Genomic DNA, 26,923 nt, shown 5'->3' with positions numbered 1-26,923 from the left:
GCAAAATTTTTGAAATTTGAAAAAGATGTGATTGTAGGGGCGCGGCGTTGTCGCGCCCTTTTTTATTTTCAATAAAGTGGCGTGTAAGTATCTGTATTTATTGAAGATATTCAGATTTGCTCAACAGGTCGCCAATCTCTGAATAGGGCAATTCGAGGGTCATCGCGCCAAATGCGTATGGCGCAATTTCGTATGGATTGAACAGAAATTCCAGCCCGTTGTCGCCAATCCGGAAATTGTCATTCAGCTCAAAGCTGTTGTTTTCGAAGAAAAATCCCTTCTGCTCCCAGCTTTCTTTTTCGGGCATTTCCATTTGGGCGCGGAAACGTTTTTCCGCGATTGCCTGCAATTTTTCGAGTGCGCCGGATTTCAGCAGATCAGTCAACCGGATCTGTTGACCTGTTCGCGTATCAATATTAATGTATCGCGTGAATGAATTCGGGTGCGCACCGCCGGTGTAAGTCATTTCGCTGATTTCCAGCGACAGCAGCGGCGGCGCATTTCGCAACACGCGCATGTTGCGTTCCACTGTCCAGGCGGAGACATATCCGGGCGATTCCTGCTGCATTTTCTCGAATTCGGCAAAAAATTGATCTGCAAATCCATCGGCAGTTCGTGCCATTATGCCGCGCGCGTTGATTTCCTCGTCCGCGTAAACTGGCGCAAAAATATGCGATTGTGTTAATAGACGGAGCGAATCTGCAACGGCATTTCGCTGCGCAGATACGATCTCCGGAAAAGTTAGCTGAACCGTTGCGCAGCCGTTTCCACCACTGCAATCGCCGCTGCGCTTTTCGATGGAGCGCATGGTATAAACCAGCGAATCGGCGTTTTCCGCAGCCAGCGGCAGTGCTCTCGCCGAAACATCCGGTTTTTTTGGCGATTCCTGAGGTTTACCACATCCGGTAATCAACAGGATTGCAGCTAAAAGGATAAAAATATATCGCATAGGCTGTGCATCCTTTCTGCTAATTTATGAAACCCGTTTGCCCGGTTGCACCGGTTTTTCGGGAGTGAGGATCGCCAGTCCGTTTTCGCCTTCAACCGCCAGCAACATGCCTTGCGATTCGACGCCGCGAATGGTAGCAGGTTGCAGGTTTGCAAGCATAATTACGGTTTTCCCGACCAGTTCCTCCGGCTGGTAGTGTTCCGCCAGTCCGGCGACAAGCTGCCGTTTTTCTGTGCCGAGGTCAACTTGTAACTTCAATAATTTCCTGGCTTTGGGTACTGCTTCTGCTGCTAAAATTATTGCGGTTCGCAGCTCTATTTTTTGAAAATCGTCGATGCTGATCAACTGTTTCTCCTCCGCCGGTTGTGCAGTTTCGGCAGTATTGCCTGCCAGCGCCTGCGCTAATTTGTCCACTTCCGCCTGAATAACTTCGTCTTCAATTTTACGGAAAAGGATTTCCGCAGTACCTAATTTGTGCCCATCCGGTAGTTGCAGTTCAGCAATGGCATCCCAGTTTGCCTGCGCCGGTTTTCCATCCAACCGGATCATCCGCCAAATTTTTTCGGATGAAAAGGGGATGAACGGACTCATCAGCACCGCCAGCGAGCGGATCGTCTGTGCGCATAAATTAAGGGTTGTGGCGCATTGCTGCGGATCGGATTTCCGGGTGATCCACGGCGCTTTATCGTTAAAATATTTGTTCGCGAAACGCCCGAGATTCATCAATCGTTTGAGTGCTTCTTTAAACTGGAAATTGTCCAGTGCTTCGCCAACGCCATCGCGCGTCTGCGCGATATTTTCCAGCAATTCGAGATCCATCGCATCGAGAGCGGCGCGTTGCGGCAATTCATTTTCATAATATTTGCTGATAAATGTGAACGTGCGGTTTACAAAATTTCCCAAAATATCCGCAAGTTCGTTGTTGTGCCGCGATTGAAATTCGCTCCACGAAAAATCTGCGTCACGGGTTTCTGGCATGTTTGCGGTCAGCGTGTAGCGCAGCGAATCGGGATCAAATTTTTCGAGATATTCATTCAGCCAAACCGCATAATTGCGGCTGGTTGAAAATTTGTTGCCTTCCAGATTCAGAAATTCGTTGGCCGGCACGTTCATCGGCAGCACGTAATCGCCGTGTTCCATCAACATCGCCGGGAAAATCAGGCAGTGGAAAACGATATTATCTTTCCCGATGAAGTGCACCAATTTGCTGTCCGGGTGTTGCCAATATGGTTTCCAGGCATCCGGATTACCCTGCTGAATTGCCCATTCTTTGGATGCGGAAATGTAGCCGATCGGCGCATCGAACCAGACATACAGCTTTTTGCCGGACGGATCGACACCGGCTTTTTCCGCGACATCGGCGGGAATATTGACGCCCCAGGGTAAATCGCGGGTCATCGCACGGTCTTTCAATTCCTGATTGAACCAGCTTTTGATTTGTCCCATCACATTCGGGCGCCAGTTTTCGCGGGTGTTGATCCAGTCTTCCAACCGTTTCTGGAATTCCGCCAGCGGTAAATACCAGTGGGTGGTTTCCTTCATCACCGGTTTTGTATCGGTGATGGCGCTGCGCGGATTTATCAATTCTGTCGGGCTGAGCGAGGTGCCGCATTTTTCGCACTGATCACCGTAGGCATCCTCATATCCGCAGTTTGGGCAAGTGCCGCGCACAAACCTGTCCGCCAAAAAAATACCGGCTTCTTCGTCAAACAATTGTTCTTCGGATTTGAGGATGAACTTGTTTTTCTCCGCCAGTGTCCGGAAAAAATCCTGGCTGGTTTCGTGATGCACCGGAGAAGAGGTTCGCCCGTAGAAATCGAATGACATGCCCACTTTTTCGAAACTATCTTTGATAATTGCGTGATAGCGGTCCACAATATCCTGCGGCGAAACGCCTTCTGCGCGGGCGCGCAGCATAATCGGAACGCCGTGTTCATCGGAACCGCATATGTATAGCACATCACGCCCTTTCATGCGGCTGTATCGCGCAAAAATATCACCCGGTAAGTACGCGCCAGCCAAATGTCCGAGGTGAATGGGTCCGTTCGCGTATGGCAGTGCGCTGGTCAGCATGTATCGTTCTTTTTTCACTTTAAAAATCGCCTCCCCGAAGAAAAACAGGTTCAGTTGTTGCTGTATTCAATTGTTAATTTTGAAGTTGTAATTTAGCGTTATGCCGGAATTTTTTAAACCCTTTTTGCAAAAAATGCGTGTTTCCCAATTTAACAAAACTGTAAAACGCAGTTCAAATTGAGGTTTTGTAAAAAATTTGTTAAGCATTTGAACATCACTTAAAAAACAAATCGAAACCCGGGTCAAGTTGTTGGAATCACTTGACTTATCAGGTTTCGATTTTCTTTATCAAAATGAAGTTAAAGGTCAGTGACTCTCGATCAAATCACCTACGTTCATTCGAATAATATCATTTTCTTCGTTGCGAAAATAAATCACACTGTTGAAAATATCAACTTTTTCAACAATGCCGGCTCCGGATGGCGTGCTAATTTTTTCGCCGACAGTAGGATATTTTTCCAACTCTTCAAGATAGAAATCCCGTTCGTATGCCAGGCAGCATTTCAATCGACCGCAAATACCGGTGAGTCGCGAGGGGCTCATCGGAATAAGCTGATCTTTGATATATTGCGTGGTGATATTCTCGAATTTTCGTAAAAACAGCGTGCAGCAAAGCTGGCAACCACACGAGCCATAACCGCCGACATGACGTGCCGCATCGCGAACACCAATCTGACGCAATTCAATTCGGGTGCGATACTGGCTCGCCAGATCCCGAACCAACTTGCGGAAATCGACCCGTTGTTCCGCAGTAAAATAGAACGTGAGTTTGCTGTGATCCAGCTGATATTCTGCATCTACCAGATTCATGGAAAGCCGGTGTTCGATAATTTTTTCTTTACAATCACGAACAGCTTCGTCTTCCAACTCTCTGTTTTTATTAAACTTCAGCAAATCTTCTTCTGTGGCAACCCGCACAATCTTTTTTGCCTGATCATCCAGTGTGTGCTCCCCGTAGGTTGCACCTTTCATGATCACTTTGCCGATATCTATCCCTTTATCCGCCTCAACAACGACAAATTCTTCCGCCTGAACAGGCAGATTATCGCTGTTAATAAATATGCCAATCCTCCCGGCTTTGAACGCAACTTCGAGAAGTTTTATTGCTTGTCCATTTTCTACATTAACCGGTGAGCAGTTAAACGATGACATGTTAAACCCCCAATTTATTTTTATCCCGTCAAAAAAACGGGATAATTAAAACAAACCGTTCAGCCAAACACCTCTATTTGGCAGAACAGCTTACTTCATCTGTTGATTAAAAAAAACGAAAACCTGAGCCCCTTCAAACCTTATCGTCGTGTTCATTTTATCGAACACTTTTTAAAAGGTATTTAGCATAAATTTTGAAGTAAAGCAACTCTAATTTTCAATTCAGAGGCGTTAGGCTTTTTTGAGTAACGGATTTAAACGGATGGCGAGATGGGTGAGCAGCAACAGCGGATTCAGGTTTCGCGGGTCATCCAATTCGCGAATAGTTGCCTCAACTTCGCGAACGATGCCGTCGATTTCTGCGGTTGGTGTGAAAGCGATGAATTTTCGTAACGTGTCGGCTTTGTCCACATTGCGGATTTCCCGGTCGTTTTTTACACCTTTGTTGATGTGCAAAATATCCTGAAACCACAGCAGCAGAAACCAGAGCATTTGCCGCGCATCGTCGCGATCTTTTTTGGCGGTGAGCGGTTCCACCAGCGCCATTAATTCCTGCGATTTGTGGATAAGAATCGCTTTTCGCAGAAAATCGATCGCCAGATCGCGGTTTTGAAGCGCATTTTTATCGAGAAATTCGAAAGTGCGTTTCAGGTTAAAACCCGACAAACGGATGATTGCAGCCAGATCACGCTCATCCACTTTGGGCACAAATCGCCGGACAATCGCGGCAATCTGCGATTCGCCCATCGGCGAAAACCGCAGCATTTGGCAGCGCGATTTGATGGTTGGCAGCAGCTTGTGCAAATTTGCCGTCACCAAAATCAATTTCAGATTTTGGGGCGGCTCCTCCAATAATTTCAGCAACGCGTTGGCGGCTTCCGGGCGGAGTTCCTCTGCCTCGGCAATGATAAACACTTTTTTTTGCCCTTCGTACAGGCGATATCCGGCTTCTTTTTTCAACTCGCGAATCGTATCAATACCGATAAACGTATTTTTGCCGGTAAACGTCACCCGGCGATAGGGATTTTTGGCTTTCTCCTGCAGCGCGGCTTGCAATTCTTCCGGTTTGGCGTTGGATTGCGCCGGTGTCGGGAAAATAAATTGAACATCCGGATGCTGAAATTGTGCAATTTTCCGGAATACGCTCGATTCCCGGTCGATAACGCCGTTTTCATCCGCCGCGTTTAGCAACTGGGCAATGCCAATGGCAAATGCTTCCTTTCCGCAGCCTTCCGGTCCGTGCAATAACAGCGCATGCGGTATGCGGTTGGCTTGCCAGGCGTTCATCAATTTTTGCTGATTTTCGGGATGCCCGAGTGATTCGTCAAATAGCATGTTTTTTCGGTAATTAATTCGTTTTGGTTTATTCTTTCCGTTCTGTGGAAATCACCAGTTTTTGCACGCTGCTGCTTCGCGCGATATCCATCACTTGCACAACCAATCCGTGATGGACGCCTTTGTCCGCGCTGATGATCAGGCTTTTTTCGGCACGATTTTGCATCATCGCGCTTAATTTTCCGGAGAGATTTTCCAGTGTTGCCGGGTCATCGTTCAAAAATAATTCGGAGGCTGCGGAAATATACAAAACGGCGCGTTCCACCCGCTGCGTATCGCCGCTTTGGGCTTTGGGCAATTCCAGCTTGATGCCCGGCTGCTCCAAAAATGTGGACGACACCACAAAAAATATGATTAAAATAAACAACACGTCGATCAACGGGGTGATGTTCAGAATTGCTTTTGCCGGCTTTTTGTTGAGTAATTTCATGGGCTTACGATTTCAGGCTGATTTCGACCGGATCGGCGGCCGGTGTTTTTAACCGGATAATTTTATTGAGCAACAGCAGGGTATATTTTTCGATATCCAGTATCAGATTATCCGATCGCGATGTGACATAATTGTAAGCGATCAGTGCGGGAATACCCACAAACAACCCCACTGCGGTGGTTATCAACGCTTCCGAAATACCGCCGGAAAGCGCTTTCGCCTGCCCAACGCCCAATTCCTCGATAACGTCGAATACACTGATCATCCCCAAAACTGTGCCCAGCAAACCGAGTAGCGGTGCCACACCGGCGACAGTTTCCAGCACGGTCATCCCACGTTTTAGTGAGCGTACCTGTTGGCGGCCTTCGTCTTCGATGGTCAGCCGCAGTTCATCGGTCGGCAGGTCCGAATTGTTCAAACATGAAATAACGATTTGCGGAAACGGCCCGCCAGCTTTTTGGCAAACGGATCGCGCCAGCGGAAAATCTTTTTCATCCTTGATTTGTTCCAGCACTGCCACCACCTCGGGGATTAGCACTTTTTTGCGTTGCAGGCTCCACAATCGCTCTAAAAAAACCGCCAGTGCCGCCACAGAAGCCAGCAACAGCGGATACATCATAATTCCGCCTTTTTGAAAGAGTTCGAGCATAATACCTCATCAATTCAACATGAACATTTTTGTTATTCGCTACTGCGATTGCGCCTGTCGTTGTCTGGCAAAAAAATCTTTTAAATTGGGATAAATAACTCGTACCCGCAGTTCCAGAAATTCATCGGGAAATTCTTCCGGCAACGCTTTCCACGGTGCGGAGGAGAGAAACGCATTCAATGTGCTTTCCTTTAACGTGTTGTGTCCGGCGGTTTGGATGAGCCGGTGTTCCGCCAAAGTGCCATCGCGCCGGATTTTGAGATACACTTCGGTGTATCCCTCAATCAATCCCATGCTGTAGGCGCGCGGCACAAACAGATGTTGGTAAAAAGCATATTTGAGTTGCAGCACCCACGGTGCCCACGGCCATTCGTAAGTGCTCAAAGCAACGTCGCCAATCAGGTCCCCTTTGAAATCCTTCAACTCCGGCGGCACATCTTTGGAGGACGATTGGCTGAGATCGATCTGGGTTTCCTTTTGCTGCTCCGGTTCGTTGGTGAGCAGGTGCCGGGCAAATTCGCGGCTTTGGTAATAAATAACGTCGCCGTTTTTCTCTTCGAATGTTAACCCTTTGTCGGGAATTGCCGACTGATCTTCTTTGTTTTCCAGCTCTTTTATGGTTGGTTCGGGATTCTCTACCGGCGGTTTGATGGCTTCGTTTTGCACATCTAATTCCTTTGGCGAAGCCGAAACAGAGGATTGAGCCGCGAGAATATCCGCGTCTTCCGGTGTTTGCTCGTTGGCGTTGGGATTTTCTTCCAGCCGGAAATATTTTTCCGGGAGCTGTTGCTGCTCCTCTGCTGCGGCTTGTTCTTCTTCCAGTTGCGGTGGTTGTTGAACGGGTTGTTCCGGCTGCTGCGGTTGTTCCAACTCCAGCACAATGGGCGCGGTTTCCGGTAAAACCTCCGGTTTGCGAAGGATGTACGCCAGCAAATTTTGGGAGAACAACAGCCAGAAAAACACCACATGCACCAGCAGCGAAAATATCAGTGCAAAATAAAGGGGTTTTCTGTTCGGCTGGTTGTTCATCTTAATTTCTATCGAATAATTATTTATTGGCATATTGTCAACACAACATCTTACGCATGAATACCGAAACAGTTCATCACAAAAATGAACGATTTTAGAAACTTAATTTAGCAGATGCCCCATACTTATCAAAGTAATTTCGGGCAAATGTAAACTGCTGCAGCATATATTGGACAACCGGATTTCCCGATTATTTCACCGATGCCAAAAAATTTTCAAATACTGAAAATTCTGCAAACTAAACCATCCGACAGACGTTAGATTAGCGATGCATTTTTAAATTAGCCGCCAATTTTCCCATAGACAGCTTGTCCGATTGTCCTTAACTTTCTGATCATCAACTAAAAGAAGAATACTGTATGCGCACTGTTTTTCTCGCAATTTTAGTTTTCACCGGCATTTTCGTAACGCTTTCCGGACAAACCCGGACAAAATATACCATCAGCGGATTTGTGCAGGACGCCACTTCCGGCGAGCGGCTGATCGGCGCTAATGTGTTCGAACCAACCTTGCAGGAAGGCACCACCACCAACAGCTACGGTTTTTTCAGCCTCACGCTTCCGGCGGATTCCGTTTTGCTGGCAGTGGCATACATCGGCTATCAAAATGAATTTTTCCGGCTGAAATTGACAGATGATGTGGCATTAAACATCAATCTGCGCCCGTCGCCGGTTGCCGGCGATACCATTCAGGTGGTCGCGGATGCCATCGAGTTGATCGAAAACCAGACGCAGATGAGCCGCATTGATGTATCCGTTGCCCAAATCCGCTCGATGCCGGCACTGCTCGGCGAAACCGATATTCTCAAAGCGTTGCAACTGCTGCCCGGTGTTCAATCCGGCAGCGAAGGTGCCAGCGGTATTTACGTTCGCGGCGGCGGACCCGATCAAAACCTGATCATGCTGGACGGCGCACCGGTTTACAACGCATCGCACCTGTTCGGATTTTTTTCGGTGTTCAACGCCGATGCCATCAAAAATGTGAACCTCACCAAAGGCGGTTTTCCGGCGCGATTTGGCGGGCGATTGTCGTCCGTTTTGGAAATCAACATGAAAGAGGGCAACAACCAGAAATTTGAGGCAACCGGTGCGATAGGCGTGGTGGCATCGCGGTTAACGCTGGAAGGACCGCTCAAAAAAGGGGTTTCCTCGTTCATCGTTTCCATGCGGCGAACCTACATCGATATTCTGGCGCGCCCGTTTATGAACACGGACGAAGGCACCGGCGGCTACTATTTTTACGATGTGAACGCCAAAGCCAACTACGCTTTCTCGAATAACGACCGGATTTATTTGAGTTTTTACGGCGGCGACGATCAATTTTACGCCGAAGAAAATAACGATTTCGACAGCGAAACACCCGATTTTACAGCGGAAACCGGCTGGGGAAATTTGACCGGAACCTTTCGCTGGAATCACCTGTTCAGCAAAAAATTGTTCAGCAACACGATTGTCACGTTCAGCAAATACCGCTTCGATATTACGACTAAAGAGCGCAGCGGTGATGACTCGTATGTGGCCAATTACTTCTCCGGCATCCGCGACTGGAGCGCCCGGGTGGATTTCGATTACATCCCGAATACCCGGCACAGCATCCGATTCGGCACCGGAATTACCCATCACAATTTTAGTCCCGGCGCTTATCAATACAATGAGGACAGCGATTCTCCTGTTGACCTGCTGCTGAAACCATCCGCTGATGTCAACGCGCTGGAAGCTATTGTTTATATTGAAGATGATGTAAAAATATCCGACGATTTTTCCGCAAATATCGGCGTGCACGCATCCGGATTTCAGGTGAAAAACACCACGCACACATCGCTGCAACCCCGGGTTTCGCTCAATTATCGCCTGCCCGGCGGATACGCGCTGAAAAGCTCGTTCGCGAGTATGAATCAATATATCCATCTGCTCACCAACTCCGGCATCGGCTTGCCGACAGATTTGTGGGTGCCCGCAACCGATCGCGTGAAACCGCAGGAATCGTGGCAGGCGGCGGTTGGCATCGCCCGTTCGCTGGCAGACCGGCGATACGAATTCAGTTTCGAAATCTATTACAAAAAAATGAACGACCTCATCGAATACCGGGAGGGCGCCAACTACCTTGCGCTGGATACCGATTGGCAAAACAAGGTTCAGTCCGGTGAAGGCGAGGCATACGGCGCGGAATTTTTTCTGCAGAAAAAACGCGGGCGCACCACCGGATGGCTGGGCTACACGCTCTCGTGGAGCAATCGCCAGTTTGCTTCGCTGAACGATGGCAAAGCGTTTCCCTATCGATACGACCGGCGGCATGATTTATCCGCCGTTGTTGCACACGATATTTCGAAAAAATGGGAATTTTCAACCAATTTTGTGTTTGGCACCGGTGCGGCAATCACGCTGCCCATCGCGCAAATTCAGCTTAACCCGACCGGATACAACAACCCGTTTTTGGGATACACCGGCACGCAAAATATTTACGGTTCGCGCAACGGTTTCCGGATGGCCAATTACCATCGGCTGGATGTCAGTTTGCGATTTTTTCGCGGCAAAACCCGCGATGGCGGCATTTTCACATTCAGCGTTTACAATTTGTATAGCCGGAAAAATCCTTTTTTCATTTATCAGGATGAGGACGACAACGGCAACCGGGTGATGAAACAGGTCAGCCTGTTCCCGATTATCCCGGCGATCAGTTACAGTTTTAAATTTTGAGCAATTTGGAAGGTAAAATATGAAAAAATTTCTGTGCCTGATGGCGTTGCTGCTGAGCGGTTGCGAAACCATTGTGCAGATCGATTTGCCGGAGCACCAATCGCGATTGGTAGTGGACGGCATTTTTGAAGCGAACGAGCGCTGGCAGATCGGCGTGAGCCGCAGCGTGGGCATTTTGGGCAATGAATTTCCCGGTCCGGTGGAAAATGCCACAGTGGAAATCTGGCGTGACGGTCAATTGCTGACAGCGTTAAATCACGCAGATCAGGGTATTTACGTTTCCGCTAGCGAAATTGTGGAAATTGGAAAAACTTACGAACTCCGGATTGCAGCACCGGGATTCGATCCGGTCAGCGCAACGGCGGTTGCACCGGACCCGGTATCGTTGGACAGCATAACCTACACTGTCGAAAGTATTCCGTTTGGCGGTCAGCGTGTCAATTTTTCGGTTCAGTTTAACGACGATCCGGCCCAAAAAAATTATTACGAAATTTTCGTTTTGACACGCGATTTCGATGGCGGATGGTTCAATAATTATTTTTCCAGCACCGATCCGGCAATTGTCGAAACCAACACCAGCATCGAAATTGGCGAAGAACGGGAGTTCGCCGGTGAAATTGCGCTCTTCGATGACGCACTTTTTGATGGGGAAACATACGATCTGAGTCTGCGGTATTATCCCTGGTTTGGCTATCAGGAAGTTTTGGTGGTGCTGAATACCGTGACGGAAAATGTGTATTTGCACAACCGGGCGATGGAATTGCAGGAGGAAACGGATGACAACCCGTTTGCCGAACCGGTTCAGCATTACTCGAATATCGCAAATGGCTATGGTATCTTTGGTGGTGTGAATCCGGTTAGCCGGCGATTTGTGTTCAATTTTGGGAATTAGCCGTTTGAATATGCGCGCAGATAATCGGATGTTGGTTCTCGTAAAACAAAAAATCCCGGTTTTGGCCGGGATTTTTCAAAGGCTGTTGTCAATGCTTTCGTTTAAGAATTGCGAATGGTTTGGCTGCGTTTGGAGCCCACCGAGATAATTTTGATGTCCACTCCCATAAAATCTTTTAAATAATTCAGATAATCCTGGGCAACTTTGGGGAGATCGTCCCATGTGCGGCATTCGGTTGTCGGCTGCTGCCAGCCGGGCAAGGTTTCGTAAACCGGTTGGCAATCCTGCAGTACTTTCAGATTGGTGGGAAATTCTTTCATGAATTTTCCGTTGACCTGATAACCGGTGCACACCTTGATTTCTTTGAATTTATCGAGCACATCCAGCTTGGTGATTGCCAGTGAGGTGATACCGTTGATGCGGATGGCATAGCGTGCCACAACGCCATCGAACCAGCCGCAGCGTCGCGGGCGTCCGGTGGTTGCGCCAAATTCTGCGCCTTCTTTGCGGAGCAGTTCGCCTTCGGCATTCAGCAATTCCGTGGGGAACGGACCTTCGCCAACACGGGTGGTGTAGGCTTTCATCACACCCATCACCTCGTTGATGCGGGTGGGACCAATACCAACGCCAATGCCGGCACCGCCGCTGCTGGGATTGGACGATGTGACATACGGATAAGTGCCGTGATCGACATCCAGCAATGTGCCTTGCGCGCCTTCCAGCAAAATGGATTTGCCATCGGCAATTGCATTGTTGAGCAGCACGGAAACATCTTTAATATACGGATCGATCAGTTTGTCAAATTCCAGATATTCATCCACAATGGCTTCGATATCCAGCGGCAGCACGCCGTAAATTTTGTTGAGATATTCGTTTTTTTCTTCGAGATTGCGGCGGAGTTTCCGGGCAAAGCTTTCGCGGTCGAGCAGGTCAACAATGCGAATGCCTTTGCGATTCACTTTGTCCACATACGCCGGACCGATGCCTCGTTTGGTTGTGCCGATTTTGTCCGCGCCCTGTTTTTCTTCGCTGGCTGTGTCCAGCAATTTGTGATAAGGCATAATCAGGTGAGCGTTTTGGCTGATCCACAACCGTCCGTCAACGCTGATGCCCTGATCTTCCAGCAGCCGGATTTCTTCCATCAGTGCCACCGGATCAATAACCACGCCGTTGCCGATGACACATTCCACACCCGGTTGCAAAATGCCGCTGGGAATCAGGTGCAGCACATATTTTTTATCGTGAATTTTGACCGTATGTCCGGCATTTGCACCGCCCTGATACCGCGCCACAATATCAAAATCTGCGCTGAGCAGATCCACAATTTTGCCTTTACCTTCGTCGCCCCATTGGGCGCCAACTACCACAACAACGGACATGCCGCATCCTTTCCATTTATCTGATCATGCCGCAAAACAGGTGTCGATCTCTACTTTTTCAACGGTATCTGCATTAAAAAATTGCGGCAACATCATTTATTTGAACAAAGTGAAATATAATTTAACCCAGGCTATGACTCAACACCTTAATCAAACTATGCAAAAAAAAAACCAGCCGAATTGCAATTGGCTGGTTTTTTGATAAGTTCTGGTATCCATTCGTTTAAAAGCTGGCAACTGCGGCATCTACCGTGTCGTAGCTTTCAAACAGACTGTTCAGGCGGGTGATTTTCAGCAAATTTTGCACAATCGGAGTGGGCGATGCCAGTTTCAGGTCGCCGCCATTTTTTTTGAATGTAGACAGCGCGTTGATAAGAATTCCCAAACCGCTGCTGTTCATCCGTTGCACTTTCGCCAAATCGATCACGACTTTCAAGGTGCTGTTATCCAGCAACTGGTTAATTTCGTCATTGATCTGAACGGCTTCCGGGCCGCCCATTACGTCGCCTTGCAGGCGTAAAACTGTAACATCATTTTGCTGTTCTTTCAACAAACTCATAATCCGTTCGCCTTACTTTTTTTTAACGGAAACTGCTTCCGAGGCTTTTGCGCGTTCTTCCCATTCAACCAAAACCGGTGATGCGATAAAAATGGATGAATACGTTCCCACGCCGATACCGCAAATCAACGCCAGCGCAAAATCCTTGATCACTTCGCCACCAAAAATGTAAAGGACAATCACCACCATCAATGTGGTGCCGGATGTTACGATGGTACGGGACAGCGTTTCGTTGATGCTGCGGTTTACCAGGTTGGCAAAATCGCCGGTTTTCCGTTTGAAGGTTTTCATGTTTTCGCGAATGCGGTCATACACCACGATGGTATCGTTCAGCGAATAACCGATAATCGTCAGCAGCGCCGCGATAATCGGCACCGTTACCTCGATGTTGAACAGCGAAAACACACCCAGCGTAATGATGATATCGTGAAACAACGCCACAATTGCACCCACGCCAAAGCGGAATTCAAAGCGGAACATAATGTAAATCAGGATTAGCAACATGGAAAAGAGGATCGCGTATACCGCACTCAACACCAGTTCGCCACCGATTTTGGGACCTACGGTTTCGCGGCGACGTTCCTGAATGTCGTATTGCGGAAATGCTTTTTCCAGTTGTGATTTGATGTTTAACATCGTTGCATCGTCGGAGTTGTCCAATTGAATGGAAACATCCTGCGGTGTGCCGTAATTTTTGATTTCCGAGTTACCCAAACCAAGCTGAACAAACACGTTACGCACATCTTCGATGGGCACGGTGACCGGTGCTGCGGGATCATTCTTGTCCAGAAATCGCAGTTCGATAAATGTGCCGCCACGAAAATCGATACCAAAACGTGGTCCGCCATGCAGTATTTCGGAAATCAACGATGACAAAACCAGCACCCCGGAAATGATGAATGCTATTTTGCGAAAGTTCATAAAAGAATAGTTCGTATTACTAAAAAGTCGCATTTCGGGTTTATCTCCTTAAATACTGATTTCTTTAATGATTCGTTTGGATAACAGGAAATCGAAGATGGTGCGGGTCACGAAAATGGCTGTGAACATACTGGCGCCGATACCGATCATCAGTGTGGTTGCAAATCCGCGAACCGGTCCGGTTCCGAAGTTATACAGCACAACCGCAGCAATAAAAGTGGTAATGTTAGCATCCAAAATGGTCACAAAAGCGCGACCGTAGCCGGTATCCAGCGCGGCCCAGGTCGATTTTCCGCCATCCAGTTCTTCGCGAATACGCTCGAAAATCAGCACGTTTGCATCCACCGCCATACCAATTGTCAAAATGATACCGGCAATACCGGGCAACGTGAGCGTGGCATGCAAGCTGGACATAAATCCGAGCAGAATAAATACGTTTAAAATGAGTGCAACATTGGCTACTACGCCGGAGAATTTGTAATAAATAATCATAAAAAAGGCGACCAGCACAAGACCGAGAACCGTTGAGAGGGTTCCTTTTTCGATCGAGTCTTTACCGAGGGACGGGCCGACGGTACGTTCTTCAATAATATCCAGCGGCGTGGGTAACGAACCGGCTTTCAGCACGGAAGACAATACCCGCGCTTCATCGTTGGAATCCAGTCCGGTAATCCGGGCGCGTCCCTGACGAATTTTTTCCTGAATATTGGGTGCGGAGCGCACTTTGTCATCCAAAATAATGGCCATCCGTTTGCCTTCGTTTGCGCCGGTAACGGCAGCAAATGCCCGGGTGCCTTCTTTATTAAAGGTGATGCTGGCCTGATAGCGACCAAAGTTGGCTGCATCGTCCATCGGTGCCGGTTCGGATTTGGCATCGATGATGGTTTCGCCGGTCAACGCTGCGGTGTTGTTGACCAGGTATGTTTGCAAAATATCATTTTCATCGCCGGTGCGTAACCGGGAATCGCTCACCGTTTCCAGCAGGAAACGACCGTTTTGCGATTCGCGCTGAATGATTTGCTGAACTTTCGGATCTTTCAAAGCTTGTTCGAACCGCTGAATATCTTGCTGGCGAATGGCGATACCGCCGGCATACAGCAAAAACAGCGGATCGTTTTCGGAAGAAACAGCTTCGCCGGAATCGGCCGATGCACTGTCTGTATTTGCGCCAAACAGTTCTTCCGCGCTGACGGTTGTGCTGTCTTTGACTTCTTCCGCAACAGCTTCGCCGCCGGTTGTGTCGTTTGCGGCAGCTTGTCCCAACAAATATTCGTTGATTTTTGCTGCGGTTCGCTGAGCGACATCCAGATCTTTTACGATGCTGAATTCCAGCTTTGCGGTTTTCCCGACGAGGTTAATCGCCTGCTGGCGATCGGTAACGCCGGCCAATTCCACAATTATACGGTTATCGCCCTGCTTTTGGATGATCGGTTCGGAAACGCCGAACTCATCCACGCGGTTGCGGAGCACTTCCAGCGAACGGTCGATAGATTCGTCAACTTGTTGTTTCAAATAGGTGATGATTTCGTCACGCTCGCGCACTTCGCGGGTGCTGAAATATAACCCGATATTTCCGCCGGCTTCCCGAATTCTGGCATCGAGCTGATCAACCAGGTTTTTATCTGATTCTGCAGCAGCGGTGGCTGCAGCATCCAACGCTGCGGTAAAACGTGAATCTTTGTTCTGGGCTAATTTATTCAATAATTCTTTGGTGTCCACTTCCAATACCAATCGCATTCCACCCTGCAAATCCAATCCGAGTTTGATGGATTTTTTTGCCAATTCCCTGTAGCCTGCCGGATCTTCGCGTTCCATGGTTTTACGTTGTTCCAAAGACATGCTGTTGAATTGGATAGTCGGGTAGAGGAAATAGCCAAACAGGACAAAAACAAGAACTATTAAAATGCCTTTCCACAATATTTTAGGTGACATTCCCTTCGGTTCCTCCGATGAATGATTAAACAAAAAAATGAATGCACTTAAGCCATTGCTTAGCGCACGTTAGCAAGCTGAAAAATTTACCGGTCTAACCCTGAAAAGTCAATTGAAAATTCAAAATACAACAATTATAATTTCAACCCACGGTTTTGCTTACGCAAAATAACCGGCAAATATTTTTCCCTAACGTTGCCCCATTGCCTGCCATTAAACGATTTACCCGCAAAACAGCTTCGTGTAAATTTGCTTTTTAAACGGCTGATTACGCACTAACTTTGAACCGCAAAAATAGAAATTGACAAAAAGAAAATACAGAATCGAGGCATTAGATGGGATTAACCTGGCGAAATTACCTGCCGCTGAAAAAAAATAAGAGCAGACAAGAAATGCGGATGTGCATCGTTGAAGGAACGCGGCTTTGCCAGGAAGCATTGACTTCCGGATGGGAAATTGAAGCCGCATTTGCCACGGAAGCATTTGTTAAATCCGACCGCTGGACCAATTTTGAGGATACGTTTCAATACCAGAAAATTGAGTGGCGCACCCTCAGCGACGGCAATTTCAACAAATTGGCTGATACCGATACGCCGCAGGGCATTTTGATGGTGATGCGCATTCCCGAAACCCATTTTCGTCGCCCGAACTGGCAGCGATCCAAATTTGTGCTGGCGCTGGAAGGCATTCGCGATCCCGGGAATATGGGCACGCTCATCCGCAGCGCGGATTGGTACGGGGTTGATACCATTTTGCTTTCACCGGATTGTGTCGATGCCTACAATCCCAAAGTGCTGCGCGGATCGATGGGTTCTATTTTCCGGCTGCGGGTTTTTACCACAGAAAATTTTACCGAAACGCTTTCCGAAATGAAAACAGATAACTTTTGGCTGGTTGCCGGTTCGCTATCCGCAAAGAAAATTTTGCAGGACACCCATTTCCGCAAACCGGTGGCGCTTATTTTGGGCAACGAGGCGCACGGTATCAGCATGGAAACCCAGCGAATTGCGGATTTAACCGTGAAAATCTGGAAGTTCGGGCAGGCGGAATCGCTGAATGTGGGCACTGCCGGATCGGTATTTTTGCACCACATCGCCGGGGAGATTTTTGAGCGGAAAACGGGAAAATAAAGGCAAAGGTTGAGGCTAAGGCTAAGGAAATCAACAGTTTGTCTTAGTCTTAGCCTGAAAAATTACTCGGTAACCAGTGGCAATGCTGTTGCTTTCATTAATTTGCCCACCGGATAAATGCCCAAATCTTCAAAATACGGTGTTTTGGCGTAAAAATAATACAATCGTGACCAGCGATTGGCGGCCATTTCCGGATCGTTGGCCAACGCTTCCTCAAATTCATTTTTTAGTTCGGGATTTTGTGCAATCATTTCCCGCGCGATGGCTTCCAAAACGTAATCTTCGCCATATTCCTTCCGCTCGAAAATGGTGTTCCAGTATCCCCAACGAACAAACGAATCCGGCGCATGCGGTTCCAGTAACGCGGCAATCACGCGATTGGTGCGTTGGTTCATCAAAATTACCGCAGTTCCCGCCGGATAATCGCGGGTTTGGTTGATGGTTTCCGGTGTGAAACTGACCATCAAATGTCCCTCAAACGGGCGGGAACGCCACACCGGATTATTCAATCGATAGCTTTGCACCGACAATTGTTGCGGTTTTTGCAAATACTGCACAGCCACGCCGTGCGCTTTTAGCGTTTCAATTTGAAATTGCCATTCTTTGGGAATGAGGTAAGCAAAGGGCATTTCGGCGGATTCGCTCATATCGGAATGCTGGAATGAGGGGAGGCGCATCGTTCGCGGCTTTCCGTTGTATTTCACCCAATTGCTGCCGGAAATGTCGCTGGGCACCATATCGTAATCGATGCCCAAAAAATCCACCCACGTCGTATCGCGATAATTTACGACGTAATCCAGCGGCAGTGTTGTGCCGGAAAGTTGCCTTGCCGTGATATCATCGGTTTCGCGATTGATACTTTGTAACGTTGTTTTTTCTGAATTTAGCAATTCAAACAAATGTTGCATCAGCAGATAATTGCCGGTAACGCGGGTGCGATAATCTTTCAGTGCGTGGGTTTCCACCAGCAAAAATACGCGGTTTTGCACTGCGCCGTACCCGGTGGAATAGCGCGGGCTGTATGGCTCCATCACCACGCCGTTGATGATTTCCGGACGTTCTTTCATGGAAAAATAGCGCATCACCGGCTGTTTATCCGCCAGCATTTGCTGTTCTATTTTGGGCTGGAACACACCGGTTGTCCAGCGGCGCAGCGGTTCGGCAACGTTATCGTTGGTTTCCACGCCGTAGGTGAGCACATATTGGTGATCGGAGCCATCTGTTACGTGATTATCCACCAGAAAATCGGGCAGCCATTGGTTGAACAATTGCAGCCATGCGCGCATTTCCGGCGATTCTGCTTTCAGAAAATCGCGGTTGAGATTGAGATTTTGCGCAGTTGCGCGGAAGCCCATTTCCGCCGGTCCGTTTTGATTCAGCCGGTTGTATTCGCTGACGTTTTCGTGCCCGTCCACATTAAAAATGGGGATAAAAATGGCGGTCACGCCGTCCAGCAGATGCGCCAGTTTTTTGGTGATGACCATTTCGCGGATGAGCATCAGGCTGGCATCTTTCCCGTCGATTTCGCCGGAGTGAATGCCGTTTTGGATGAGCAGCACCAGATTGCCCGATTTGCGCACCGCCGCCGGATCGAAATTGCCGTTTTTATCCACGATGAGCAGCGGCAGATCGCGACCTTGTGGGCTTTTGCCGAAGCTGGCAAACTGCACCCAATCCGAAGCCGCAGCCAATCGCTGACAATAATCGATGGTTGCCGCATAGCGTGGCGTTTCCAGATATCCCGATTTCTCGTAATCGGTGCGCCAGTCCGGTTGTTCATCGGCGAACGCAACCAAAACAGCAACAGTCAGCACAATAAATAATTGAAGAAAACGGCTTTTCATTAGCTTCTCCGGTAATTTTTTTCCGTGTTTCGCAACAGTTTATTTTCAAATTCGCGGGGAAATTAGCAATTTTTATGCACATATCCCATTGCTTTGCGTCCGCAAAAGCCGTTGATTTTTGAAAAAGCCGTTTTCGCCAGGTGTTCGCGCAACAGCAGGAGTCGCTAATTTTTTTGTTTGCGTTCTTTGTATTTGCCGGGAATTTCGAACGGCTCGCTGCCCGTTTCGCCCGTGCGATATTCGAACACTTCGTTGGTCCATGCGAAAACCGGTTTTGGTCCGCTGTCTTCTTTTTTCTTTTTCCCGAAAACTTTCTTTTTCATGAAACCGCCGAGGGCACCTTTCACGTCGGTCGGATCACCCGATGATTCTTCCTCAGCTTGCTCGCTCTCGGTTTTTGGGCGAATCACGAAATATTTGCCATCCACCACAATCGGGTAGCCTTCCAGTTTTTGCAGTTCGTTCACCCATTCCGGCGAATCGGCAGTGGGTTTTTGGCTGCGTTCCTGATTGATTTGTCCGAGCAGTTGCAGCCAGTGCAAACCGAGCACGTTTTCCCGCTCGATTTCTTCCATATCAATGCCCATTGCGCCAAGTTCGGTCATGGCAAAATCGGACTGAATTTGTTGCGCTTTGCGCATGTCGTCGGTTTGCGGCGTTGTCCAAACGGCGGTGTGCAGGCTGTCTGTTCCGGTTTCGCCGGTGGATTTTACCCGCCATTCCATCACCCAAACCACATTGTACAGCTCGCAATCGAAGCCGTTAACAGATTTAGATTCGCCGGCTTTTTCAACGGAAAATTCGCTGCGGATGATCTCGAAATCACTTTCCTCGGCTTCCGCTTCGGGTGTTTCTTCTGATGGCTCTTCCATCGCTTCATCTGTTTCGTCCGGCATTTCGGTCATGTTTTTCAGGCTGTCGAGGTTGATTTGGGTAATATCATCCACCCAAAATTCCTTCTTTTTGTGATCCAGCCCGACAATGCGTTTTTGCAGCGGCTGCAAAATTTGCCCGGTTTCGCCGGAGCGCAGAAAAATTTTCGCCAGCGTGCCTTTGATGATGCCTTTGCCTTTGAATTCGGTTTTTTCATCGCTGCGCATTTGCTCGGCGGTTGTCCAGGTCGATTGTTCCACGCTGTAAAAACCGATGTCAGTAAAATCCACCGTGCTTTTGCTTTTGTAGATCACCTGGCTGTGCAAAAAGGTGCTGCTGACAATCAGAAAAATAAACATCCTGAATTTGCGACGCATAATATTTCCTCCGTCAAAAATTGACGATTCATTTAATGTAACTATTTGATTTTGTTGATGATTCAATCTGTTTCTTCTGAAAATTCCAAATCCGTTGCAGAATGAAATTTAGTACGATTTCCGATAAATTTACAATAGAATTTTCCGAATATTTAAATATATCGACAAATATAAATATGTATTTTTTAGCTTTGATTCGCCGAACATTTGACGAAAATTTAAACCAGATAAACGTGCTGTTCTAAAACTACCATCGAAAAGCGAGAGCCGCAAAATGACACAGAACCGATTTTACCTAAGCCTGTTAACAATCTTAATTTGGACACCGATTTTCGGGCAAAGTTTGCCGACGGATTCCTCAACAATTTTTAGCGGATCGGGCAATTGCGCCCTTTGCCACACGCCCGGCGAGCCAAATCTTAATGCGTTGGTGAGCCCCACCGGCGAAGATATTTCCCCGCCGACATTTTGGCGATCGACGATGATGGCAAACGCCGCAAAAGATCCGCTGTTCCGGGCGAAAGTGAGCGCAGAAGTGGCGGAAAATCCCGCGCTGCAAGCCGTCATCGAAGATAAGTGCACAACCTGCCACGCGCCGATGGGCCGCACCGAAGCGCATGCCAACGGCGCCGCATTTTATTCAATTGCGGAAATGGCTGCCGATCCGCTGGCGATGGACGGGGTGAGTTGCACCACCTGCCATCAAATAAAAGATGTCGGATTGGGCACAGACAGCAGTTTTTCCGGTCACTACGTTATCGAAAATGACCGGATAATTTACGGCCCGTATCACAATATGCTGGGCACGCCGATGCAAACAACGGTAAATTATTCACCGCAATTTGGTGCGCAAATGACTCGCTCGGAAATTTGCGCCACCTGCCACACGCTGTTCACGCCAACGCTGGATGATGGCGGGCAAATTATCGGCGAATTTCCCGAGCAAACGCCGTATCTGGAGTGGAAAAACAGCGTTTATCCCGCACAAAATGTCGAATGCCAAACCTGCCACATGCCCGCAACGGATTATCCGGTAACGATCTCCAACCGCCCGTTTTTTCTGGCGAATCAATCGCCGTTTTTTCTGCATTATTTTGTTGGCGGGAACACGTTTATGTTAAATATGCTGAAATCGCACGGCGCGGAAATTGGCGTAACGGCAACTGCAGATCAGTTTGACAGCACCATCGCCCGCACCCGCCGGATGCTCCAAAACCAGACCATCCGACTGAGCGCAGATTATCGCTGGACAGATGACGATTCGCTGCAAATTGCTGTTGCAATCGAAAATTTGGCGGGGCACAAATTTCCCACCGGATTCCCCAGTCGGCGGGCGTGGATTTACCTTTCTGTAACGGATGACAGCGAGGATGTGCTGTTCGAATCCGGCGCTTTCGATCCGCAAACCGGACAAATTGACGATCTCGAATCACCCTTTGAGCCGCATCATCAATTGATAACAGACGATGACCAGGTTCAGATTTATCAAAGCGTTATGGGCGACGTGAACGGCGACGTTACCCACATTTTGCTGCGCGGACATCAATATTTGAAAGACAACCGGCTGCCGCCGCAGGGTTTCACGGCGCAGGGCGCATATTTCGATACCACCGCAATTTTTGGCGCAGCGGCGAGCGATCCGAATTTCAACCGGAGCAGCGTTTCCGAGGGCACCGGCGCGGACAGTATTTTTTATCGCATCGGCGAATTGCAGCGCAGCGAAACCTATCAAATTGCCGTGAAAGTTTACTATCAAACCGCATCGCCGGAATTTGTGGCGCATTTGGGCAGCTACGCCACGCCGGAAGTGGCAACGTTTATGGGATATTACCATCAGGCATCCAAAGTGCCGGAAATGCTGGATTCGCTGGCGCTGATCACCACGCCCGCCAGTTTGCCGGACGATGATTTACTACCGCAAACTGTGGTGTTACGCGATGCGTATCCGAATCCCTTCAACCCGCAAACCACGATTGGATTCACTTTGGCGCAACCGATGCAAATTGAGTTGAGTGTGTTCAATATTTCCGGGCAGAAAGTGGCCACGCTCGCCAGCGGAAGGTTTACTGCCGGTGAGCATTCGGTGATATTTGTCGCGGAAAACCTAGCTTCCGGGGTTTATTTTTACCGGTTGCAAACGGAGACGGGCATCCATCTCGTTAAAAAAGCGTTGCTGCTGCGCTGATTCGTTATGGGCTACCCACTTTCCAACACAGCACTTGCGAAATCATCTGCGCACCGGTAAATTTATGACCCGTTAGCCGCCAAATAACGGAATAAACCCAATTACCGGAGGCCTTTCATGAAACGTATTGTTTTGCTTTTGGCTGGCTTGGTGCTCATCGGTTGCGCCGATGTGCCGCAGCAAGCCCAGCAATTTTTGGATAGCTATACAACGGAATTTCAAAAGCTGTATTACGCATCCGCGAAAGCGGAGTGGCATTCCAACATTTACATTGTCGAAGGTGACAACAGCGCAGAGGAAGCAACCAAAGCCGCAAACGAAGCGCTGGCAAATTTCACCGGAAGTAAAGAAAATATCGAAACTGCCCGCGAATTACTGAAAAGCAAAGATCAGCTAACTCCTATTCAAATCAAGCAGTTAGAAGCTGTGTTGTATGCCGCTGCAAACAATCCGCAAACAGTGCCGGATTTGGTCAAAGCCCGCATCGCTGCGGAAGCGGAGCAGAATAAAAACCTGTTCGGATTTGATTTTCAAATTCACGGCGAATCCGTTTCCACCAACGAAATTGACAATATTTTGAAAACGGAAACGAATGAATCCAAACGCCTCGCCGCGTGGGAAGCCAGCAAAGAAGTCGGCAAATCGCTGAAAGACGGTTTGGCGAATCTGCAAAAACTGCGCAACGAAACCGTTCAGGCGCTCGGATATGACGATTATTTTGCCTATCAGGTGTCATCGTACGGCATGACGACGCAGGAAATGGTTGACCTCAACAAACAGTTGATCGCCGATGTGATGCCGCTGTATCGCGAATTGCATACGTATGCACGATACGAATTTGCCAAAAAATATCGCATGAAAAATGTGCCGGATTATCTGCCGGCGCACTGGCTGCCCAACCGCTGGGGACAGGACTGGAACGCGATGGTCGAGGTTGAAGGACTAAATCTCGATAACGTTTTGGCGGAAAAAGGCGACAAATGGCTCATCGAGCAAGCTGAACGTTTTTACATCAGCATGGGATTTGAGGAATTGCCGGAAAGTTTTTGGGAGCTCTCCAGCCTGTATCCGTTGCCGGAAGGTTCGGATCATAAAAAGAACAATCACGCATCCGCGTGGCACATGGATTTGGAACATGACATTCGCTGTTTAATGAGCGTGGTTCCGAATACGGATTGGTACGAAACCACCCATCACGAACTCGGACACATATATTATTACGTAGCTTACACCAATCCGGACGTGCCGCCGCTGCTGCGCGAAGGCGCTAACCGCGCGTTTCACGAAGCCGTTGGCAGCCTGTTGGGATTGGCTGCGATGCAAAAGCCGTTCATGGCGCACCTCAATTTGATCGAGCCGGATCTGAAAACCGATGAAATGCAGCAGTTGCTCAAAGAAGCGCTGAATTACATTGTTTTTATCCCGTTTTCTGCCGGTGTGATGACCGGATTTGAGCACGAATTGTATTCCAATAATTTGCCGAAAGACCAGTACAACGCCAAATGGTGGGAGCTTAAAAAGCAGTATCAGGGCATCGTTCCGCCGGGCGAGCGCGGCGAGGAATATTGCGATGCGGCATCCAAAACGCACATCAGCAACGATGCGGCGCAATATTACGATTACGCGCTGTCGTATGTGCAGTTGTTCCAGTTGCACAACCACATCGCCACCAAAATATTGAAACAGGATCCGCGTGCCACCAATTATTACGGCAGCAAAGAAGTCGGCGAATTTTTGAACGGCATTTTGAAAAAAGGTGCCAGCGAAGATTGGCGAAAACTGATGCAGGAAGAACTCGGCGAAGAGCTGAGTGCCAAAGCCATGCTCAACTATTTCGCGCCGCTGATGGATTATTTGAAAGAAGTGAACAAGGGTCGGAAATATACGCTGTAAGCTGTTGAAAATATTGCAAATTAGAAAGTAGTGGCAATTCATGAATTGCCGCTACTTTCGCTTCAACATAACATTATTAATAATAAAACCTCAATACGTTGCCAAATCGAACGAAAACGTGGTGCCCACATTGCGTTGGCTGGAAACACGGATGGCGCTGTTGTGCAGTTCGATAATTTTTTTGGTGATCGCCAAACCCAATCCGGCGCCGCCGGTGGATCGTGCGCGGCTTTTTTCCACGCGATAAAAACGATCGAAAATCAGTGGCAAATCCTGTTCGTCGATGCCCACACCGGTATCGGAAACCTCTACACGCAGATGATTTTTGGCTTTCACTACCTCAATTTTTACAGTGCCGTTTTCCGGTGTGTAACGAATGGCATTGTCGATCAAATTGGACAGCGCGCGTTCGATCAGCCCGATATCCGCCATTACTTGCGGCAACCCGCCCGGCACATCGGCGCGTAGCCGGATGCCCTTTTTCTCCGCCGTCACGTTGAATTTCATGATCACATCCTGAACCAAATCGCCCAGCGCAAACGGCTCCAGTTCCGGCTGTACCTGCATGGCGTCCAGCCGCGACAGCTCGAACAATTGTTCCACCTGCTGGTTCAGCGAGCCGGTCACGTTCAATAAAATATTGAGGTATTTCTGCCGTTCTTCCGGATCAAGTTGCGCCTCTTTGATTTGCAACGTTTCGATGTAACCTTTGATCGACGCCAGCGGACTGCGCAAATCGTGCGACACGTTGGCGATCAAATCCCGGCGAAGCTGGTCGGTTTTTTTGAGCTCCGCGAGGTTGGCTTCGATGGTATTGGCCATTCGGTTGAACGAGATACCAAGTTGCCCGATTTCGTCGGATGCGGATTTTCCCACCCGCCGTTTCAGTTGCCCCTGCTCAAAATCCTGCACCACTTCGTTCATGTGGCGAATGCGCCGCGTGAGTAGCGCAAACAAAATCAAACCGATCACGCCGGTAACGAGGATGCTCAGCAACAATCCTTTGGCAATGGTCCGGGTAAGAAAATCGCCCCGCAAAACGGATGCCGTGGTATCAAATTGTTCGCTTTCGGTGATGATGTACAGATAGCCGGATTGCGCACCGATTTTCACCGGCGCAGCCGAAAACGGTTTCTGCCGGGAGGGATGTCGCGGGTCATCGCCGAGAACCAGATTGTTGCCGGACTGCCCCAAAAACTGCATCACCGGATCGAGGTTGACCGCGTTTTGCTGCACTTTTTTGTGCGGCTCGGCGAAAAACGCCAGAATGTTGCCCGTGCTATCCAATACATAAATTTCGATTTTGGGATTGAGCACCATAATGTAGTGGATCAAGTGCTCCATTTCCGCGAGATTCAGGCTGTCGGTCATTGCCGGGAGCAGTTCCGGCGCCATATTTTTCGCCAGATTTTTGTTGAGCTGCTGATCCGTCTGGCTCTGGAAATTCCGCGATGCGGAAATGGTAATGAACATCAGCGTCAGCCCCATCACAACCAGTAGCAGCAAAAAAATGCCGGAAAGTTTGCCGTAAAACGTTTGCCAAAATTTCATGATTCCAGCTCCGAAGCTTCGGAAAAGCGGTAACCCACACCCCACAGCGTTTTGATAAATCGTGGATTTGCCGGATCGCGCTCAATTTTATTGCGCAGCCGGTTGATGTGCGAGTTCACCGTGTGATCGTAACCATCGTATTGATACCCCCAAACCATGTCCAGCAGCGCATGGCGATTGTAGGTTTTGCCGGGATTTTTAGCGAACAGCGAGAGTAAATCGAATTCTTTCGCGGTCAGCTCGACTATTTGACCGGCTACGGTCACTTTTCGGCGATCGAGATCGATGCTTAACTCCGCGAAATCCAGTTGGGTGCGTTCGCCGTCCGCAACCATTTGTTTTTTATCGGCTTCGATGCGTCTGAAAATCGCTTTCACCCGTGCGATAAATTCGCGAATCCCGAATGGTTTCGTGATGTAATCATCCGCACCCACTTCCAGCCCGAGCACTTTGTCCAATTCTTCCGTGCGGGCGGTGAGCATCAGAATAGGGGTAAATTTGTTGTGATCACGAATGCCTTTGCACACCTCCAGCCCGCCAAGTTTTGGCAGCATTAAGTCCAGAATAATCAATGCGTAATCGTTTTCCAGCGCTTTTTGCAATCCGGCTTGCCCGTCGTATGCGCAGTGCAGATCGTAACCCAAATCTTTCAGGTGAATTTCGATCACGCTGGCGATGTTGGGATCATCTTCGATGATTAAAATTCGTTTCGAATTTTCCATAGTTTTCTTTTTGGTAAATATTTATTAATTCGTTATTTATAGGTAAAAATGTTCTTTTCAAAAATCGTAGGGAACGGTCGCGATGGTTCTGCCAATTACCAAAATCGCGGAGTACAATTGTTTGTTGGTTCGCCAATTTAAAAAACCACTGAATCATAAACCCTGTTCGAGAGAAAATCCTCACATAAACTTAACAAAATTGTATGTTTGAGCGGATAAATTGTCATTGCGATAAAAAATTGGTATCCACGGGTTTCATACGAGATTGGCAATCGGCGTGGCGTTCGGCTCCGCTGGAAATTCACGAATGTATAAAAGGCTAATGAAAATGCATATTTCTGTCGAAATATAG

20 protein-coding genes are annotated in these 26,923 nt (G+C 48.5%); 5 read left to right on the top strand and 15 right to left on the bottom strand.

Annotation, left to right across the window (positions count from 1 at the left end; translation table 11 throughout):
- Positions 1-97: 97 nt before the first annotated feature.
- The 7 genes from H6629_06325 to H6629_06295 all read right to left on the bottom strand — a co-directional run bounded on the left by H6629_06325 (position 98) and on the right by H6629_06295 (position 7,617).
- A complete protein-coding gene (locus H6629_06325) occupies positions 98-949 on the bottom strand; it encodes a DUF3298 domain-containing protein (protein MCB9067408.1) in 852 nt (283 codons plus the stop codon).
- Between the two features lie 24 nt (positions 950-973).
- On the bottom strand, positions 974-3,049 hold the full coding sequence (gene metG / locus H6629_06320; protein ID MCB9067407.1) for a methionine--tRNA ligase: 2,076 nt from the start codon (positions 3,047-3,049) through the stop codon (positions 974-976).
- 279 nt (positions 3,050-3,328) lie between these two features.
- On the bottom strand, positions 3,329-4,174 hold the full coding sequence (locus H6629_06315; protein ID MCB9067406.1) for a hypothetical protein: 846 nt from the start codon (positions 4,172-4,174) through the stop codon (positions 3,329-3,331).
- Between the two features lie 231 nt (positions 4,175-4,405).
- Entirely contained in the window at positions 4,406-5,509 is a 1,104-nt protein-coding gene (locus tag H6629_06310; protein ID MCB9067405.1) for a DNA polymerase III subunit, read from the bottom strand.
- A 28-nt stretch (positions 5,510-5,537) separates the two neighbouring features.
- The gene (locus tag H6629_06305) at positions 5,538-5,939 is read right to left on the bottom strand and encodes a biopolymer transporter ExbD (GenBank protein ID MCB9067404.1); all 402 of its coding nucleotides are present in this window, start codon (positions 5,937-5,939) and stop codon (positions 5,538-5,540) included.
- Between the two features lie 4 nt (positions 5,940-5,943).
- Positions 5,944-6,588 carry a MotA/TolQ/ExbB proton channel family protein gene (locus H6629_06300; protein MCB9067403.1) on the bottom strand — a complete coding sequence of 215 codons (645 nt, stop codon included), beginning with the start codon at positions 6,586-6,588 and terminating at the stop codon, positions 5,944-5,946.
- Between the two features lie 39 nt (positions 6,589-6,627).
- Complete coding sequence (locus tag H6629_06295) at positions 6,628-7,617, bottom strand: hypothetical protein (protein MCB9067402.1); 990 nt, start codon at positions 7,615-7,617, stop codon at positions 6,628-6,630.
- 359 nt (positions 7,618-7,976) lie between these two features.
- Between H6629_06295 and H6629_06290 the strand changes: the two genes are divergently transcribed.
- A complete protein-coding gene (locus tag H6629_06290) occupies positions 7,977-10,313 on the top strand; it encodes a TonB-dependent receptor (GenBank protein MCB9067401.1) in 2,337 nt (778 codons plus the stop codon).
- Between the two features lie 19 nt (positions 10,314-10,332).
- Entirely contained in the window at positions 10,333-11,205 is an 873-nt protein-coding gene (locus tag H6629_06285; GenBank protein MCB9067400.1) for a DUF4249 domain-containing protein, read from the top strand.
- Between the two features lie 101 nt (positions 11,206-11,306).
- Here H6629_06285 and H6629_06280 read toward each other — a convergent pair whose 3' ends face one another.
- The 4 genes from H6629_06280 to secD all read right to left on the bottom strand — a co-directional run bounded on the left by H6629_06280 (position 11,307) and on the right by secD (position 15,996).
- Positions 11,307-12,584 (bottom strand): adenylosuccinate synthase, encoded by a 1,278-nt coding sequence (locus H6629_06280; protein MCB9067399.1) that lies wholly within the window; start codon positions 12,582-12,584, stop codon positions 11,307-11,309.
- Positions 12,585-12,807: 223 nt separating this feature from the next.
- The gene (locus tag H6629_06275) at positions 12,808-13,143 is read right to left on the bottom strand and encodes an STAS domain-containing protein (GenBank protein MCB9067398.1); all 336 of its coding nucleotides are present in this window, start codon (positions 13,141-13,143) and stop codon (positions 12,808-12,810) included.
- Positions 13,144-13,155: 12 nt separating this feature from the next.
- Positions 13,156-14,097, bottom strand: coding sequence for a protein translocase subunit SecF (secF, locus tag H6629_06270; protein MCB9067397.1), 942 nt, complete (start codon positions 14,095-14,097; stop codon positions 13,156-13,158).
- A 15-nt stretch (positions 14,098-14,112) separates the two neighbouring features.
- Positions 14,113-15,996, bottom strand: a complete 1,884-nt coding sequence (gene secD / locus H6629_06265) for a protein translocase subunit SecD (protein MCB9067396.1) — start codon at positions 15,994-15,996, stop codon at positions 14,113-14,115.
- Positions 15,997-16,394: 398 nt separating this feature from the next.
- On the opposite strand from secD, the gene H6629_06260 reads away from it, so the two are divergent.
- Complete coding sequence (locus H6629_06260) at positions 16,395-17,126, top strand: RNA methyltransferase (GenBank protein ID MCB9067395.1); 732 nt, start codon at positions 16,395-16,397, stop codon at positions 17,124-17,126.
- 62 nt (positions 17,127-17,188) lie between these two features.
- On the opposite strand, the gene H6629_06255 is transcribed toward H6629_06260, so the two are convergent.
- Together H6629_06255 and H6629_06250 are read right to left on the bottom strand one after the other, a co-directional pair.
- Positions 17,189-18,970 (bottom strand): peptidase M14, encoded by a 1,782-nt coding sequence (locus H6629_06255; GenBank protein MCB9067394.1) that lies wholly within the window; start codon positions 18,968-18,970, stop codon positions 17,189-17,191.
- A 164-nt stretch (positions 18,971-19,134) separates the two neighbouring features.
- The gene (locus H6629_06250; GenBank protein ID MCB9067393.1) at positions 19,135-20,220 is read right to left on the bottom strand and encodes a hypothetical protein; all 1,086 of its coding nucleotides are present in this window, start codon (positions 20,218-20,220) and stop codon (positions 19,135-19,137) included.
- A gap of 274 nt (positions 20,221-20,494) precedes the next feature.
- Between H6629_06250 and H6629_06245 the strand changes: the two genes are divergently transcribed.
- Complete coding sequence (locus H6629_06245; protein ID MCB9067392.1) at positions 20,495-22,405, top strand: T9SS type A sorting domain-containing protein; 1,911 nt, start codon at positions 20,495-20,497, stop codon at positions 22,403-22,405.
- A gap of 117 nt (positions 22,406-22,522) precedes the next feature.
- Entirely contained in the window at positions 22,523-24,298 is a 1,776-nt protein-coding gene (locus tag H6629_06240) for a M2 family metallopeptidase (GenBank protein ID MCB9067391.1), read from the top strand.
- A 90-nt stretch (positions 24,299-24,388) separates the two neighbouring features.
- Here the strand turns inward: H6629_06240 and H6629_06235 are convergent, their stop codons facing one another.
- Together H6629_06235 and H6629_06230 are read right to left on the bottom strand one after the other, a co-directional pair.
- A complete protein-coding gene (locus tag H6629_06235; GenBank protein ID MCB9067390.1) occupies positions 24,389-25,849 on the bottom strand; it encodes a HAMP domain-containing protein in 1,461 nt (486 codons plus the stop codon).
- Entirely contained in the window at positions 25,846-26,571 is a 726-nt protein-coding gene (locus tag H6629_06230) for a response regulator transcription factor (GenBank protein MCB9067389.1), read from the bottom strand. The genes H6629_06235 and H6629_06230 overlap by 4 nt, the downstream gene beginning before the upstream one ends.
- Positions 26,572-26,923: the final 352 nt, after the last annotated feature.

Source organism: Calditrichia bacterium (genome assembly GCA_020634975.1).
Classification (GTDB): Bacteria; Calditrichota; Calditrichia; order RBG-13-44-9; family J075; genus JACKAQ01.
Note: the sequence above shows the minus strand (reverse complement) of the source record. Positions and strands in the feature narration are given on the sequence as shown.

Coding starts and splice junctions, on each gene's coding strand:
- H6629_06240 (MCB9067391.1), top strand. CDS start 22,523: ATGAAACGTATTGTTTTGCTTTTGGCTGGCTTGGTGCTCATCGGTTGC.
- H6629_06280 (MCB9067399.1), bottom strand. CDS start 12,584: ATGTCCGTTGTTGTGGTAGTTGGCGCCCAATGGGGCGACGAAGGTAAA.
- H6629_06325 (MCB9067408.1), bottom strand. CDS start 949: ATGCGATATATTTTTATCCTTTTAGCTGCAATCCTGTTGATTACCGGA.
- H6629_06300 (MCB9067403.1), bottom strand. CDS start 6,588: ATGCTCGAACTCTTTCAAAAAGGCGGAATTATGATGTATCCGCTGTTG.
- H6629_06245 (MCB9067392.1), top strand. CDS start 20,495: ATGACACAGAACCGATTTTACCTAAGCCTGTTAACAATCTTAATTTGG.
- H6629_06290 (MCB9067401.1), top strand. CDS start 7,977: ATGCGCACTGTTTTTCTCGCAATTTTAGTTTTCACCGGCATTTTCGTA.
- H6629_06315 (MCB9067406.1), bottom strand. CDS start 4,174: ATGTCATCGTTTAACTGCTCACCGGTTAATGTAGAAAATGGACAAGCA.
- H6629_06250 (MCB9067393.1), bottom strand. CDS start 20,220: ATGCGTCGCAAATTCAGGATGTTTATTTTTCTGATTGTCAGCAGCACC.
- H6629_06255 (MCB9067394.1), bottom strand. CDS start 18,970: ATGAAAAGCCGTTTTCTTCAATTATTTATTGTGCTGACTGTTGCTGTT.
- H6629_06260 (MCB9067395.1), top strand. CDS start 16,395: ATGTGCATCGTTGAAGGAACGCGGCTTTGCCAGGAAGCATTGACTTCC.
- H6629_06230 (MCB9067389.1), bottom strand. CDS start 26,571: ATGGAAAATTCGAAACGAATTTTAATCATCGAAGATGATCCCAACATC.
- H6629_06305 (MCB9067404.1), bottom strand. CDS start 5,939: ATGAAATTACTCAACAAAAAGCCGGCAAAAGCAATTCTGAACATCACC.
- H6629_06295 (MCB9067402.1), bottom strand. CDS start 7,617: ATGAACAACCAGCCGAACAGAAAACCCCTTTATTTTGCACTGATATTT.
- H6629_06285 (MCB9067400.1), top strand. CDS start 10,333: ATGAAAAAATTTCTGTGCCTGATGGCGTTGCTGCTGAGCGGTTGCGAA.
- H6629_06235 (MCB9067390.1), bottom strand. CDS start 25,849: ATGAAATTTTGGCAAACGTTTTACGGCAAACTTTCCGGCATTTTTTTG.
- secF (MCB9067397.1), bottom strand. CDS start 14,097: ATGCGACTTTTTAGTAATACGAACTATTCTTTTATGAACTTTCGCAAA.
- H6629_06275 (MCB9067398.1), bottom strand. CDS start 13,143: ATGAGTTTGTTGAAAGAACAGCAAAATGATGTTACAGTTTTACGCCTG.
- secD (MCB9067396.1), bottom strand. CDS start 15,996: ATGTCACCTAAAATATTGTGGAAAGGCATTTTAATAGTTCTTGTTTTT.
- H6629_06310 (MCB9067405.1), bottom strand. CDS start 5,509: ATGCTATTTGACGAATCACTCGGGCATCCCGAAAATCAGCAAAAATTG.